16 protein-coding genes are annotated in these 14454 nt (G+C 65.5%); 13 read left to right on the plus strand and 3 right to left on the minus strand.

Going from position 1 to position 14454, the window contains the following annotated elements; translation table 11 throughout:
* The first annotated feature begins 14 nt into the window (after positions 1 to 14).
* Positions 15 to 899 carry a DMT family transporter gene (locus tag B7495_RS04830; RefSeq protein ID WP_240632403.1) on the plus strand — a complete coding sequence of 295 codons (885 nt, stop codon included), beginning with the start codon at positions 15 to 17 and terminating at the stop codon, positions 897 to 899.
* A gap of 262 nt (positions 900 to 1161) precedes the next feature.
* Here B7495_RS04830 and rmuC read toward each other — a convergent pair whose 3' ends face one another.
* Together rmuC and B7495_RS04840 are read right to left on the minus strand one after the other, a co-directional pair.
* Complete coding sequence (rmuC, locus tag B7495_RS04835) at positions 1162 to 2487, minus strand: DNA recombination protein RmuC (RefSeq protein WP_088455575.1); 1326 nt, start codon at positions 2485 to 2487, stop codon at positions 1162 to 1164.
* An 87-nt stretch (positions 2488 to 2574) separates the two neighbouring features.
* Positions 2575 to 3192 (minus strand): exonuclease domain-containing protein, encoded by a 618-nt coding sequence (locus B7495_RS04840; RefSeq protein ID WP_088455576.1) that lies wholly within the window; start codon positions 3190 to 3192, stop codon positions 2575 to 2577.
* A 109-nt stretch (positions 3193 to 3301) separates the two neighbouring features.
* Between B7495_RS04840 and ychF the strand changes: the two genes are divergently transcribed.
* From ychF to B7495_RS04890, 10 genes are all read left to right on the plus strand, one after another.
* The gene (ychF, locus tag B7495_RS04845) at positions 3302 to 4375 is read left to right on the plus strand and encodes a redox-regulated ATPase YchF (protein WP_088455577.1); all 1074 of its coding nucleotides are present in this window, start codon (positions 3302 to 3304) and stop codon (positions 4373 to 4375) included.
* Between the two features lie 194 nt (positions 4376 to 4569).
* Positions 4570 to 4800: a hypothetical protein gene (locus tag B7495_RS04850; RefSeq protein WP_088455578.1), complete on the plus strand. Its 231-nt coding sequence runs from the start codon at positions 4570 to 4572 to the stop codon at positions 4798 to 4800.
* 153 nt (positions 4801 to 4953) lie between these two features.
* A complete protein-coding gene (locus B7495_RS04855; RefSeq protein ID WP_121678472.1) occupies positions 4954 to 6036 on the plus strand; it encodes an IS30 family transposase in 1083 nt (360 codons plus the stop codon).
* A 30-nt stretch (positions 6037 to 6066) separates the two neighbouring features.
* Positions 6067 to 6648: a hypothetical protein gene (locus tag B7495_RS04860; protein ID WP_088455580.1), complete on the plus strand. Its 582-nt coding sequence runs from the start codon at positions 6067 to 6069 to the stop codon at positions 6646 to 6648.
* A 31-nt stretch (positions 6649 to 6679) separates the two neighbouring features.
* Positions 6680 to 7204 carry a hypothetical protein gene (locus tag B7495_RS04865; protein ID WP_151199530.1) on the plus strand — a complete coding sequence of 175 codons (525 nt, stop codon included), beginning with the start codon at positions 6680 to 6682 and terminating at the stop codon, positions 7202 to 7204.
* 654 nt (positions 7205 to 7858) lie between these two features.
* Complete coding sequence (locus B7495_RS19305; RefSeq protein WP_240632404.1) at positions 7859 to 8059, plus strand: hypothetical protein; 201 nt, start codon at positions 7859 to 7861, stop codon at positions 8057 to 8059.
* A gap of 152 nt (positions 8060 to 8211) precedes the next feature.
* On the plus strand, positions 8212 to 8706 hold the full coding sequence (locus B7495_RS04875; protein WP_133159859.1) for a hypothetical protein: 495 nt from the start codon (positions 8212 to 8214) through the stop codon (positions 8704 to 8706).
* Complete coding sequence (locus B7495_RS04880) at positions 8706 to 9740, plus strand: DUF6545 domain-containing protein (RefSeq protein ID WP_088455583.1); 1035 nt, start codon at positions 8706 to 8708, stop codon at positions 9738 to 9740. Before B7495_RS04875 ends, B7495_RS04880 begins: the two co-directional genes overlap by 1 nt.
* Positions 9718 to 10188: a hypothetical protein gene (locus B7495_RS04885; protein WP_088455584.1), complete on the plus strand. Its 471-nt coding sequence runs from the start codon at positions 9718 to 9720 to the stop codon at positions 10186 to 10188. The genes B7495_RS04880 and B7495_RS04885 overlap by 23 nt, the downstream gene beginning before the upstream one ends.
* Before the next feature lie 336 nt (positions 10189 to 10524).
* Entirely contained in the window at positions 10525 to 12123 is a 1599-nt protein-coding gene (locus B7495_RS04890; RefSeq protein WP_088455585.1) for a cryptochrome/photolyase family protein, read from the plus strand.
* A 42-nt stretch (positions 12124 to 12165) separates the two neighbouring features.
* Here B7495_RS04890 and B7495_RS04895 read toward each other — a convergent pair whose 3' ends face one another.
* Positions 12166 to 12591 carry a VOC family protein gene (locus B7495_RS04895; RefSeq protein ID WP_088455586.1) on the minus strand — a complete coding sequence of 142 codons (426 nt, stop codon included), beginning with the start codon at positions 12589 to 12591 and terminating at the stop codon, positions 12166 to 12168.
* 107 nt (positions 12592 to 12698) lie between these two features.
* Here B7495_RS04895 and B7495_RS04900 point away from each other — a divergent pair, with 107 nt between their 5' ends.
* Entirely contained in the window at positions 12699 to 13685 is a 987-nt protein-coding gene (locus B7495_RS04900) for a YafY family protein (protein WP_088455587.1), read from the plus strand.
* Positions 13686 to 13769: 84 nt separating this feature from the next.
* Positions 13770 to 14435 (plus strand): hypothetical protein, encoded by a 666-nt coding sequence (locus B7495_RS04905; protein ID WP_151199531.1) that lies wholly within the window; start codon positions 13770 to 13772, stop codon positions 14433 to 14435.
* The last annotated feature ends 19 nt before the right edge of the window (positions 14436 to 14454 follow it).

Consider the following 14454-nt stretch of genomic DNA (forward strand, 5'->3'; position numbering starts at 1 on the left):
GGCGGGGGAGAATAGTGACAGCCAAGCGTGACCGCCTCACCGGCGCCGGAGCCCAACTCGTCACCGAGGTGACGATCAACTACGGCTCGTCGTTGGCTGGGCTACTCATCCCCGTGGTCGGCTCGCCCGTCGTCGTGGCGGTGCGCCAGCTCGTGATGGCGATCACCGTGCTGCCGTTCTACCGGCCCAAGTTCGTCACCTTCACCTGGGCAAGGCTGTGGCCGGCACTGATGCTGGGCGTTGTGCTCGCGGTGATGAACCTCACCTTCTACGAGTCGGTCGACCGGCTCGGTCTGGGCGTGGCCGCGACCATCGAGTTCCTCGGCCCGTTCGCCGTGGCGCTGGCCGCGTCCCGCCGAGCACTCGACTTCGTCTGCGCGGCCGCTGCCGCCGGCGGGGTGTTCCTGCTCACCTGGTCGGATGGCACACTCGACCCGTTCGGCATCGCCTTGGCGCTCACCGCCGCGGCCGCCTGGGCCGCCTACATCCTGCTCACCCGCCGGGTGGCCACCCAGCTGCCTGGCCTGGAGGGCATCACCATCGCCAGCCTGGTCAGCCTGGTGCTGCTCGTTCCGCTGGCGCTGGTCACCGTGGATTACTCGAAGTTGAACTGGGGCGTGATAGGCCTTCTCGTCGCCGTGGGCGTGCTGTCCTCGGCGTTCCCGTACACGCTCGACACCTTCATCCTGCGTCGGATCACCCCGCGGCTCTACGCGATCATCACGAGCTTCGGTCCGGTCGTCGCGGCGGTCTTCGGCGTGCTGGTGCTCGGAGAGACCCTGCTTCTGCAGCAGCAGGTCGCCATCGTCGTAGTCTGCGCCGCGGCCGGTGCGGCGATCGCCACCCAGCGCGAACAGCCGGTGTCCGACCTCGAGCGCACCGCCCGCGCCATCCCGTAGCGGTGCCGTCGGCGCCATCCGTGCACGCCTTTCGAAGCGACACCCCCGCCGACGAGCCGCAAATGTGCCCTTCGCGCACGCTGAAGGGGCCCATTGCGGCATCTCGGCGGGCGGGCGGCCCGGTGAGTTGCCATTTCACGCCCATTCCGAGTGCCCGAGGGGGCCTGAACTGGCAACTCAGGTGCGAGGATGCCGGCGAGATGGCAGTTGGTGCCCCTTCAGAGTTCTTGAAGGGGCCTCAACTGGCAACGTGTCTGCGGGCTCAGTCGCGGGTGGGGATCGCTTCCAGGGCATCGGTCTCGAGCGCGGCCACGAACTCGTAGGCCACCAGCTCGCGGGGGGTCTCTTCGATGCCCACCAGCGGGGCCAGCACCTTCGACTCGTCGAGGGCGTTGAGCTTGCGGGCGGTGGGCAGCACCTGGCGCTCCATGGAGCCGACGAAGCCGTTGTAGTCCTTCACGGTGCGCTCGATCGCCCTGCCGAGCTTCTCGATGTGGGTGGCGGTGGTGGCCAGCCGGGAATACAGCTCACGGCTGAGGTCGAAGAGCACCTGGGCATCGTGGGTGAGCACATCCTGCTGCCAGCTGAACGCCACGGTCTTCAGCACCGACCACAGGGTGACGGGGGAGGCCAGTGCGACGCGCTTGCTGAACGCGAACTCCATAAGCGACGGGTCGGCCTCCAGCGCCGACGACACCAGCGATTCGCTGGGGATGAACGCGATCACGAGCTCGGGGGAGGCCGCCAGGCCCTGCCAGTATGCCTTGCTGCCCAGCGCGGTGACGTGGTCGCGCACGGCCTTCACGTGCGCCTTCATGAACACGGCGCGTTGGGCGCCATCCGCACCGGTCGCCGTCGCCGGAATCTGGCTGGCCTCGAGAAACGCGGTGAAGGGCACCTTGGCGTCCACGGCGATGTTCTTGCCGCCGGGCAGGTGCACGACCATGTCGGGCCGGCCGGCGCCGGCATCCGACGTGATGCTGGACTGCACGTCGAAGTCGACCCGTTCGATGAGCCCGGCGGCCTCGACCACGCTGCGCAGTTGGGTCTCGCCCCAGACACCACGGGTGTTGTTGGCGCGCAGGGCCGAGGCAAGGGATTCGGCGGTGCTGCGCAGGCGCTCCTCGGACTCGGTGGCCGAGCGCAGCTGTTCGGTGAGCTCGCCGTGCTGCAGACTGCGCTGCTGCTCGAGCTCGGCTACCTTCTGCTGCATGTTCGCCAGGCTGTCTTTCACGGGGGCCAGGGCCTGCAACACCTGGCTCTCCTGTCGGTCCCGTTCGGTGCGTGCAGCCTGGTCGTCGCGCTGCCGGTCAACGATCTCGCGGTACTGCCGTCGCTGGTCGGCGATCTGGTCGCGCAGGCCGTCGGCGGTGGCCTGCATCGAGGCGAGCTCCTCCCGCAGCAGCGACTGCACACCGGCCTCCCTGGCGCGGGTGTCGGCGAGCACCACCTGATGCCGGGCCTCGAGCACGGCCGGATCATCGACTGCAGGGCCGGGCGACCGGCGCCGCTGGAGGAACACGGCGCTCACGAGGGCACCGAGCAGCGCACCGAGAAGCAGGCCGAGGAGAAGCGCGAGGAGATCCATCCGGCCAGTCTGACAGCGGCCACCGACACCGCCGGGAGCCGGGACGCGCGTCGTGCGGCCGGAGCTGCCCAGGGCAGTCGGTGCCGGCTAGTTCAAGGCCATCGGGCCGTGCGTGGCGCGGTGTTCCAGGGTGGCGACCGGGCCGATCACGCCGACGTTGACGCCGCAGATGCGGGCCAGGTCTTCGATGGTGTCGGCGCCGTGCCGGTCGGCGGCGTGGATCATGATCGCGGCGCAGGCCTCGGAGTCGGCGAGGGCGTTGTGGTGCGAGAAGTCCTCGAAGCCGGCGGCCATCGCCGCGACCGGCAGCCGGTAGGAGTCGAGGTGATAGGTCTTGCGGGCCACCTGCAGACTGCAGACGTAGCGGAAATCGGGCACCGTCATGCCCGTGATCGCGGATGCGGTCTTGATGACACCCAGGTCGAAGCCGGCGTTGTGTGCCACGAGCACGTCGCCATCGGCGAAGTCGACGAGGTTGGGCAGCTGCTGCGACCAGCTGAGCGCCGCGGCCACGTGCTCGGGGCGGATGCCATGGATCTTGATGTTCCACTCCTGGAACAGGTCATGGCCCAGCGGCGGCTTGATGAACCAGCCGATCTTGTCGACGACGACGCCGTCGCGCACCTTCACCAACCCCACCGAGCAGGCCGAGGCGGCCGAGGAGTTGGCGGTTTCGAAATCGATGGCGGTGAAATTGACGGGCACGCCTCATGGTCTCACGCGCCACCGACGCTGCCGCGCCGCGGGCATCCGCCGGCCGGGCCTGGCGTGAAGGGGCGCGTCCGAACGGGCTGAGCCGGTACCATGGACTCTCGTGGCTCTTACTATTGCAATCGTCGGACTGCCCAATGTCGGCAAGTCCACCCTCTTCAACGCGTTGACCAAGAACAACGTGCTCGCGGCGAACTACCCATTCGCCACCATCGAGCCCAACGTTGGCATCGTCAACCTGCCCGACCACCGCCTGGCGAAGCTCGCCAAGGTGTTCGGCAGCGAGCGTCTGCTGCCGGCCCCGGTGTCGTTCGTCGACATCGCCGGCATCGTGCGCGGCGCCAGCGAGGGTGAGGGGCTGGGCAACAAGTTCCTCGCCAACATCCGCGAGGCCGACGCCATCGCGCAGGTCATCCGTGGCTTCGCCGACCCCGACGTGGTGCACGTCGACGGTGCGGTCAACCCGGCCGGTGACATGGAGACCATCAACACCGAGCTCGTTCTCGCCGACCTGCAGACCCTCGAAAAGGCGATCGTCCGGTACGAGAAGGAGACCAAGGGTCGCAAGCTCGACCCCAGCGTTCTCAAGACCGCGCTCGAAGCGCAGACCTTCCTCGACACCGGCAAGCCGCTGTCGGCGTCGAAGATCGACGTTGAGCCCATCCGCGAACTCGGCCTGCTCACCACCAAGCCGTTCATCTACGTCTTCAACGTCGACGAGGCCGTGTTGCAGGATGCCGAGAAGCTGGCCACGCTGGCCGCCCTCGTCGCTCCGGCCAACGCCGTGTTCCTCGACGCCAAGCTCGAATCCGAGCTCGCCGAACTCGACGAAGAGGATGCCGCCGAGATGCTGGCCTCCACCGGCCAGGAGGAGAGCGGGCTCAACCAGCTCGCCCGCATCGGCTTCGACACTCTGGGCCTGCAGACCTACCTCACCGCCGGCCCCAAGGAAACGCGGGCCTGGACCATCCACAAGGGCTGGACCGCCCCGCAGGCCGCTGGTGTCATCCACACCGACTTCCAGAAGGGCTTCATCAAGGCTGAGGTCTTCGCGTTCCAGGACCTGATCGACGCCGGCTCCGTGGTGGAAGCCCGCGCCAAGGGCAAGGCCCGCATCGAGGGCAAGGAATATGTCATGCAGGACGGCGACGTCGTGGAATTCAGGTTCAACGTCTAGTTCCATCCCGGCAGCATTTCGGCCCCGCCCCGGTTCTTCCGCGGTGGGGCTTTGCTGTACCTCCAGGACAGGAGCAGCGGTGCTGAGCTCGCCTTTCGCCCGCGCCAGCGCAAACCGCGACCGCGGGGAGGTGATCTTGGCTGCCGTGGATGCGGCTTGCCCTGCCCTAGCCTTGTGTACATGGGGGTACTGCTGTGCTGAAGAAAACTGACCAGTGGGACGTGCGGATCCTGTACGCCGGGATGATTGCTCTGATGCTGGCGGTGTTCGTGTGGTTTGCCGGCGACCGTCTCCTTGAGGCATCAGTGTTCCTTTCGGTAGGGGCGGTCTACGCATTTCTCGTGGTTCGCGTCGTCTCACGATCATTCCGGGCGTTCACGGTGATGCTCTGGTCGCGGGCTCAAGGGGTCAGCGCAACACTCTGACTTCTTGGAGTGATGATGCGTATTCCTGTTTCCCGTGCTGTGCGTCGGGTGTTCTGGACAGCGATTCGGGACGGAGCTACGACGCAGGACGCTGCCGCGGTTGCGGGCATGTCATCGCAGGAGGGTGACGTGTGGTTCCGCAATGCTGGTGGCATGACACCGTTGTCGTTGAATCCGCCATCCGAACGGTTTTTGTCGATTCGTGAACGCGAGCTGATTCTGGCCGGGATCAGCGCCGGCCTGTCGATCAGAGCGATCAGCCGGTCGATCGGACGCAATCCGTCGACGGTGCTGCGGGAGTTGGAGCGAAATCTGCCTCATCAATACCGACCGCGGTCGAGGATGGGGCGGCCCCGTTCGACGCCGGTGAAGTACTCGCCGTCGTTAGCGCAGCGTCGCGCAGATCTGAGGATGTCCCGCCCGAAACCAGCGAAACTGGCCCTGAATGACAGGCTCCGGGACGAGGTTCAGAATCGGCTATCGGAGAAGGCCAGCCCGGAGCAGATCATGCGACGATTGCGGTTGGACTTCCCCGACGATCCGGAGATGCGGGTGTCACACGAAACGATCTACCAATCCCTGTATGTTCAGGGCCGCGGGGCGTTGCGCCGCGACCTGACAGTGGCGTTGCGCACTGGGAGAGCGCTCCGTAAACCGCAACGCCGGGCCACCCAACGCCAGGGCCGGATCCGCGACATGGTGCTGATCAGCGACCGGCCCGCCGAGGTCGAAGACCGGGCAGTTCCCGGACACTGGGAGGGTGACCTGATCGTCGGCAAAGACAGCGGCTCCGCGATCGGCACCCTGGTCGAACGCACAACCCGGTTCGTGATGCTGCTGCACCTGCCCGACAAACACGGCGCCGACGAGGTCCAGCAGGCGATGATCGAGACCATGGGCAGGTTGCCGGAATTCCTCCGCAAATCCGTCACGTGGGACCAGGGCAAAGAAATGGCCAATCACGCGCAGATCCGAATCGCCCTCGACATGGACATCTACTTCTGCAACCCGCACTCACCCTGGCAGCGCGGCAGCAACGAGAACACCAACGGTCTGCTGCGCCAGTACTTCCCGAAAGGCACAGACCTCTCCGGCTACCACCACGACTACCTCGACTACGTCGCCAACCAGCTCAACGACCGCCCCCGCAAAACCCTCGACTGGAAAACCCCGAAAGAAGCCCTCAACGAGCTACTCTCGAAGCCACAACCGACCGGTGTTGCGCTGACCGGTTGAATCCGCCGGTCGTTCCTCCTGAACTACTGGATGTTGATCTCGCTCGACGTCGATGGCGCCCTGGACATCCCCGCGGCGGGGCCGTGGTTCATAGGGTTCATGGTCGGCTCGATCGCCGGCGGATACATCTGGTCGGGACCGGGTGCCGGGCGAGAGCGCACGCAAACCCGCCCGCGCCGGCCTGACGCCGACGGCAAGTTCTCCGGCGGGTGGCGCCTGGCACTGATCAATGCAGCCTGCGCGCTGGTGCTGTTCGGCATCGGGACAGCCCAACTGGTTCTCCTGTCACCGACAGCGCCTGCTGTTGCAGTTCTTGTTGTCGCTGTCATCGCAGGATGGGCATTGTTCCGCTTCCCGCTGCCGCTGCAAATTAGAAACGGCCTCCTTTGCCTTGGCCTACCCGTTGTGTGGGTTGCCTTGGCGTTCGTGGGTGGTGCCACCGACCAGATGGCCCTTCCGCATGCGTCGGCTTATGGCGCCCTCGCCGGGATTTTGATGGGCGGACGGTACTGGTGCGGCCCCCAGTTCGGCGCGCCCCGGCCGCCCTTCAACGGCCAGGGACGGCGGCGCCGGCGACGGAAACGCCGGCCGAAGCAGCAGCAGCAAACATAAAGGCGCTCAAGACCAGCTGTAGCCGCCGCCCGTGAGAAGCAAGCCAAGGACCGTTGAATCTTTCAGGGAGGACGGCAAGCTAGCATCGGGGCTGCTCTGGCCACACGGCGTGCGTGGGATTGGGGGTGGTCCGACTGAGAATGCATGGTGCTGGAAAACAATCGGTCTCGCCCTGCTGGCCTTGCTCACGCTGACGGGCCGCGATGAGCGGCCATTCACCCGTGCCGACGCCATCTCCACTCCGAACTCCGCCATTCAGGTCGGCGGGTATCGGGACAGGACCTGGGAGTACGTGGACGGGGCCGGCACGACGAGGGAACTCAATCGGTGTGAAGACACGAGCCCATGGAACGTTGCTTACAGCTGCACCTCACCCGATAGGAGCGTCAAGTTGACTTTCAACCTCTCAAAATTCGGAATAAGGAACCCCACCCTCCACGTCGGTGACGAGGAGATGCCGCTCTACTGCATCAACGACGGATTTTGGGGCGGCGGGCTGAGATTCTGCCTCCCGGAGACGGCGCCTGCCATTCCGACATCTCGGCGCAATGCTTAGAAAGAGTTGTTGATGAGCCGTGACGTCCGGAGCGTCGTTCCTCCCGCCGTCGCCGAGGCGAAGCTATGACCCGCGACTCGACCCCCCAGCCTACAGGGGAGGGTCAGCAGCACCAAGATTCCGAGACTGGCGGGGCCGCTGCGGGGACCGTGCCGGGAAGTACCCTTCCGGTCGTGGCCGGCGGGCCTCCGTCCCACTGGCTGTTTTGGTCCTCCCTGTGGCGGTGTTCTCTGCTTTTTGTCGTTCTGATCGGTGGCTGAGGAACGTACTGGGGGATTGCGGGAGGCGCCGGCAACCCCGCATACCGATCAGGCCATGGTCGTCGACATGGCCGTCACCGGCTTCATGTTCGGAGCCCTGGGCCAGGTTATTGCCTTCGCCGTGGCTCTTACCCTCTTCATCCGCTCGATGCCTGCCCGTCGGCGGTGGGCAGCACACCGGGAGGCCGGTTGGACGACGGCGCAGTGCAGGGCCGATGACGCTCGCCGGTCGCGTGTGGAGCACACGCAGATGCTTAATGCCCGTCTACGCAAACTCGGGCTCCGCCCGGTTCCGCCCCCACTCCGTGGACGCCTCCGCCGCCCAAGAAACCGACCACAGTGAGCCGATTGTCGGTTGTGCTGTTCCTCGACCTCAAGCGGATCGAGAGGGTCAGTGACGACCGTGTCCGTTCTGGTGAAGACACAGGACTGCGGTCCGCTGGCGATTCACTGGGGCGTGACCAGCGCTAACCAGGACGAGATCGCAGCCAGCTCCATACCCGGGGCGACCTATGAGTTCGACGTCGGCTGGTTCAGCCGCACGTTCTTCAAGAACGGAATTCAATCGGCGCGGGATTATCGGCTCATCGGGTAACCCGCCTGAGCCCTGCGGGCGCCACTGGCGCTGGCTCGTGGCTATCATGGAGTCCTTGAGTAATCCCATGCTGACGGCAGTCATCCATGTCTCAGATGCGCTGGATCCGGCTAGGGGAGACGCAGCGGATCGACACGAGAATCGGATCCATAGTGAACTACGCAGCACGGCAACTACGCGCTCAGCAACTGGTGCAGGAGATAGACCTCCCACGCCCCCTGAACTCGGAAATCCTGCACCACCATATGGAGCAGATCCGCACGAAGAAGATCGTCGTCGTGCAGGCGCCTCAGGGAATGCTTGACAGCGGAATCTGCGCGCTCTGGCTCGAGGTGGCCGGTGAAGAATTCGAGCGGATCTACTGCGCGCCAACAGACTCGGCCGTCCACCGGCAGCAGTTCGTGAATCATGAGTTCGGTCACATGATCCTCAATCACAAGAAGATGATCATGCCGGCCGACAGGGTCGCGCTTCTCGCACCCCTCATCCCGATGAACGCCATTGTCGCGGCGCTGTCCCGAAACAGCTTCACCGATGAGGAAGAGGCAATGGCGGAGGCTATCGGGGACGAGCTTGCGATGATCCTTCGGAAGGACGCCTCACAAAGCAGGCGCGGAGCCGAGACCGGATTCGGGCAGGTTCTCTGATGTTCGCTCTGATCGAATACGCGGTGCTCGCGGCTCTCTGGGGCACGACCCTGCTCCTCGTGCCGAGCGCGCTCCGCGGCAAACGGCGTCTGCTTTTCTGGTTCATGGTGGCCTTCGCGGTCACCATGTCGCTGATCACCGACGGCCCGTATGCATTCGTCGACGGACTCTTGGGCGGAGTCGACCTGACCTATTTCATCTTCCACGCGACAGCGATCGTCTGTGTGGCCCTGTTCGACTGCCTCATTCAGACGGCTGTCTCAAAGGACGGACTCACCTCAACCCGAAAGCGCTTTGCGTTGTGGGGAGTGACCGGACTCATCCTCGTTCAGGCTGCCCTCTTCTTCACCAGCGGCTGGGAGATTGACAACATCCAGTTCATCGGTCCTGGCAACTGGAGTCAGCTGGTCTACAGCTTCACGACCTGGATTGCGCTGATCGTCCTTGCGATCTCGACAATGGTCGCGTGCTCCACGGACTACAAACGCCAGTCGGACACAACGCTCAAGACGGCACTGGTGATCATCTTTGCCGGGTGCGCGGTCGTATCGCTCTACGTCGTCATTCAGATGGGTGTGGCGATCAACAGGGCGGCAGGTGGCACCCACGTCAGTGCGATAGTTGATTCCCTCTCTGTGGCTTGCCCGCTCCTTGCGCCCGTTCTGCTCTCGGTCGGTCTCGGTCTCCGTCTGCTGGTCGGAGTTTTCAGGAACCTGAGCGACGCAGGCACAAGCCGCTGGCTGCTGTGGAAGGTCACCCCGCTGTGGGAGCGGCTGCTGGCTGACCGACCTGAGCTCAGCATCGAAGCACCGACGTCACGGCTAGCGCTCTGTTTTCGGGGGAGCCACGCCTTGCACCTCCACCGCCGCTACGTCGAGGTTCGGGACTGTCTCCTTCTGCACCCCGACCAGTCACTCTCGGCTCGCGAAGTGAAGCTCATCCAGAGGATCGAACAGCATATTCGGCAGGCGTCAGATGCATCTCGCGGGACCACAAACGACTCGAGGACCGATGAGTACCAAAACGCCCAGTGAAGCGGGTGGGACAGGGACCCCACTGCCCACTCCACAACTGGAGCTTGCACGCAAGCTGAACCTGCTGCTCGACGTAGTGGTGGCCGAAGGAAACACCCCGTATACCTACCGCGAGATCGCCGCGGGTCTCAAAGCCAAGAAGGTTTCGCTCTCGAGGGCCCGATGGCAGTACATGGTCAGGGGGGAAGGCCCACTGGTCAGCGACGTCCTGCTTCTCACCGAGATCGCAAATTTCTTCGGGATTGCACCCGAGTACCTGCTCGGGTCCGACGATGACCTGCCGGAGCGTATCGACTCTCAGTTGGAGTTGGTCCGTATGATCCGAGTCAAGCGAGTAATCAACTTCGCGGCCCGAACCCTCGGGGATACGTCACCAGAAGCACTTCGCGAGATCACGAAGCTTCTCGAGGACGGGTTGTCCGCCGGCTCAGACCTGACAGACGAATAGCACCAGCACCGTTCCGATAGAGGTAAGGTTAGACATGTCCAAGGGGGGACAAGGGCAGAGGTGCGCCGGGAGCCAGGGGACGGATTTTTGGGGGGCCGGCGTGCTTGTGACGGGTTTGAGGTGGATCACCTTCCATCCAAAAACGTCCCGCCGCGTGGGGGGACGCGGCGGGACGCACCGTGACCATCAGGGTGGGGGGACTCCTCAGGTCACGTACCAATTCTATGGGCGACCGCAGAAGCCTCTGGCCAAACTTCGTCGACGTCCAGCGTTTAGGAATCCCAGGATTCCGTGGCAAGCACTAAATCCTGCCGCCCGCCGCTCTATCGTTGGGGTATGAGTTCCGGCCCGTCTGTGCGCCTCGTCCTGCCGCACCAGCTCTTCGACCAGCACTTCGAGGCGGCCGGAGGGACCCTGTTCGTGCTCATCGAGCATGATCTACTCTTTCGCCAGTACCGGTTCCATTCCCACAAACTGGTCCTGCACCGTGCGTCGCTGGCCCGCTTCGCAGCCCGACTGCGCGAGCACGGGTACGAGGTTGTCGTTCTTCCAAGCGATACCGAGCGAAGCTCCCACGACCAACTGGCGGAGTGCATTCGGAAGCGCGAGCCGGCGCAGGTGACCTGGTTCGACGTTGTCGATGACTGGCTCGAGCAGGATCTGTTCGCCGGGCTCGCCGACGGCGGCTACCGGATGCGCCCGGGCGACGTGCTGGAGACGCCGAACTTCCTCACCGACCGGGTGCAGATCGATGACTGGTTCTCCCACAACGGCTCCCGCATGCAGGACTTCTACGTGTGGCAACGCCGCCGACTGGACATCCTGCTCGAGAACGGCAAGCCGGTCGGCGGGAAGTGGTCCTTCGACGTCGACAACCGCAAGAAGCTGCCGCGCGGGTACACGCCCCACCCCGTCGGCCGTTTCGCCGGCCATCCCGTGCTTCGGCGGGAGGGCGTCTTCGACTTCGACGCGCTGGTGGACGACCCGGACACGGTCGAGGTGCCGGCCGAGGTCGACGCAGCGATCGCCTGGGTCAGCGCCGAGTTCCCGAATGCCCCGGGTGACCCGCACCTGTTCGCCTGGCCGACCAGCGCAGACGAAGCCCGGGAGCACCTGCAGGAGTTCGTCCGTGACCGCCTGAACGACTTCGGCCCGTACGAGGACGCGATCTCCGCAACGCATCCGTTCATCAATCACGGCCTGCTGACCGGCGCGTTGAATGTCGGGCTGCTGGACCCGCGAGACGTCGTTGACGCGGTGCTCGAGGGCGCCGATCACGGCACTCCCCTCGCGTCCCTGGAGGGGTTCGTGCGGCAAATGATCGGCTGGCGGGAGTACATGCGCGCCACCTACCGAACCCGCGGTCGCGAAATGCGGACCTCGAACCGGCTCGACCACCAGAGGGCCCTTGGCGACGGGTGGTGGGATGCGACCACCGGTCTCGCTCCCGTGGATCTGGTCATCTCGCGGGTGCTCGACACCGGATATGCCCACCACATCGAGCGGCTGATGGTGCTCGGCAACGCGATGTCGCTGCTGCGCATCCACCCCGATGCGGTCTACGAATGGTTCATGGAGATGTTCATCGACGCCTACGACTGGGTGATGGTCCCCAACGTCTACGCGATGAGCCAATTCGCCGCGGGCGACGAGATCACCACCAAGCCCTATGTGTCTGGCAGCAACTACCTGCGAAAAATGTCAGACCTGCCCGCCGGCGAGTGGATGGCCGATTGGGACGGGTTGTACTGGACGTTCATCGACGACCATCGCGAGGTCTTCGCAGCGAACCCGCGCACGCGAATGGTCGTCTCCCTGCTGGGCAACATGGACCCGGGCACCTGGGACGGCCATCGGCGCCGCGCTCAGGCGCTGCTCGGCCTCGGGCACAACACGGCGTTGCTGAAGGCGATCGTCGGAGGGACGTCCCGGTAGGGGCGGGGCGAGCGCATCCACCCGCCCCGCCGGTTGGTCAGATCAGGCCGCGTCCCACGCCACCTCCACATCCAGCACCCAGGTGACCCCGAAGCGGTCGGTGAGCATCCCGTACAGCGGTGACCACTGTGACGTCGCGAGGGGCTCGACGACGGTGGCGCCTTCGGCCAGCTTCTCCCAGTAGCCGGTGATCGCCGCCGCATCCGTGCCGCGGACGGAGACGAACACGGGGATCGTGCCCGGCGCGTAGGCCTTGGCGGACGGCACGTCGTACGCCATGATGCGGAAGCCGTCGTGGGAGGTGACCGAGCCGAAGAGGATCTGGTCGGCCTCGGCGGTGTCGGTCGCCCGGTGGGCATCCGCGTAACTGATGGCGACCAGCCGGCCATCGAAGACACTCTGATAGAACTCCAGAGCGGCTCGGGCATCGCCGCGGAAGTTGAGGTGAGTGGTCGTGTGAATGGTCATGTCTGCTCCTAGATTCGAGGGTGTTCGCCGGGCTCGTCCCGGATACCTGTCATGGTCACACCAGTAGAGGACAGATTCGGTCCTCTACTGCGCCTAGAGTGAAAAACATGACGTCGACTACTTCACGGCTGCTGCTGTTGCTCTCGCTTCTCCAAACCCGGCGGGACTGGCCCGGTGCCCTCCTCGCCGATCGGCTCGAGATCAGCCACCGCACGGTGCGCCGGGACGTCGACCGCCTGCGCGAGATGGGCTACAGCATCCACGCCATGAAGGGACCGGACGGCGGCTACAGGCTGGACGCCGGCACCGAACTGCCACCGCTCCTGTTCGACGACGACCAGGTCATCGCCCTGACCGTGGCGCTGCAGGCCGCCACCGCGACCGGGGCCGGCATCGAAGAGGCCGCCGTGCGAGCGCTGACCACGATGCGGCAGGTGATGCCCGCCCGACTGCGTCACCGTCTGGACGCCCTCACCTTCACGACCATCCCGACCCGCGCCGGGGACGCCGTTACCGACCCGGTGTCCCCGGCTGTGCTCATCGCACTGTCCACCGGCATCCGCGCCCGTGAGGTGCTCCGTTTCGACTACGCGAGCCGGCAACCCGGCGACACAGATCCGACGCCGACGCCGCCGCGCCGGGTCGAACCCCATCACCTCGTCACCTCCAGCGGGCGCTGGTATCTCGTCGCCTGGGACCTCGACCGGGGAGACTGGCGGATCTTCCGCGCCGATCGGGTTGCGCCGCGCGCACCCACCGGGCCCCGGTTCACCCCGCGTGAGCTTCCCGGAAAAAACGCGCGCGACTACGTTTCGGCCCGATTCACGGGATCGGAACGGGCGAACAGTTGGCCCTGCCGGGGCACTGTGATCCTGGGGCTGCCCGCCACCGCGGTGCTGCCGTTCGCCGGCGACGGCATCCTCGAAGACCTCGGACCCGACCGCTGCCGCTACGAGGTCGGCTCCTGGTCGTGGGTGGCGCTGGCCGCATCGTTGGGCCGGTTCGACACCACCATCGAGGTCGTGGGCCCGCCCGAGCTTTCCGTGGCCTTCGGCCACCTCGCTGAGCGCTATGCCGTCACAGCTTCGGTATGAGGGCGCGGAGAAGTTCCCTGCGATCTGGTATTTCAGGAGGTCCTGGGAGTACGATACGGGGCATCGACATCCGGGGGGATACACATGAATAGCAGAGCATCGGTGGTCTACAGGCAGGGCACGATTGCGGCACTCGCCGTTGGCGTGCTGCTCGTAGCAGGATGTGCCGGCGAGTCCGCCGGCGAACAACCGGCCGGCGAGAAGCCGGCAGCCGGGGCGGCATCCACCGCTCCCACCGAGACACCGGTGCCGTCTGCCACGCCGGCGCCGGCCGAGCCGAACCTGGATGATCCGAGCTCATGGCTCATCGACTACACAGCCATCGGACCGCTGACTCTGCACGGGCAGCTGGCCGACCAAGCCGCCTCGACGACGGCGTTCACCACCACGGTCCAGGATGGCTGCCCGTGGGTGACCGCCCTCGACAAGGCCGACTTCCCGAGCATCTGGCTCCCGGACCCGGCGGGCACCGGAGTCACGGACCAGATCGTGCTGCAGGCCTGGGGGTCTGAGGCCACGGTCGCCGCCAATTCGCCGCAGACCAGCGCGGGAATCGGAATCGGTGCCACCCTGGACCAGGTCACGGCCGCCTACCCTGACATCGAGCAAAACGACGGCACGTACGCCCCGTACTACTCCCTGCCCGACGGCAGCGGACACTGGATCAACTTCGCGTTGAGCACCGCCGGGCTGGTGGACACCATCGTCGTGCGCGACACTGCGCTCATGGACAGCGAGTACTGCGGCTAGCCGGAGCAGGGTGCCGGGG

It is taken from the genome of Cryobacterium sp. LW097 (genome assembly GCF_002205495.2).
Lineage (GTDB): Bacteria > Actinomycetota > Actinomycetes > Actinomycetales > Microbacteriaceae > Cryobacterium > Cryobacterium zongtaii.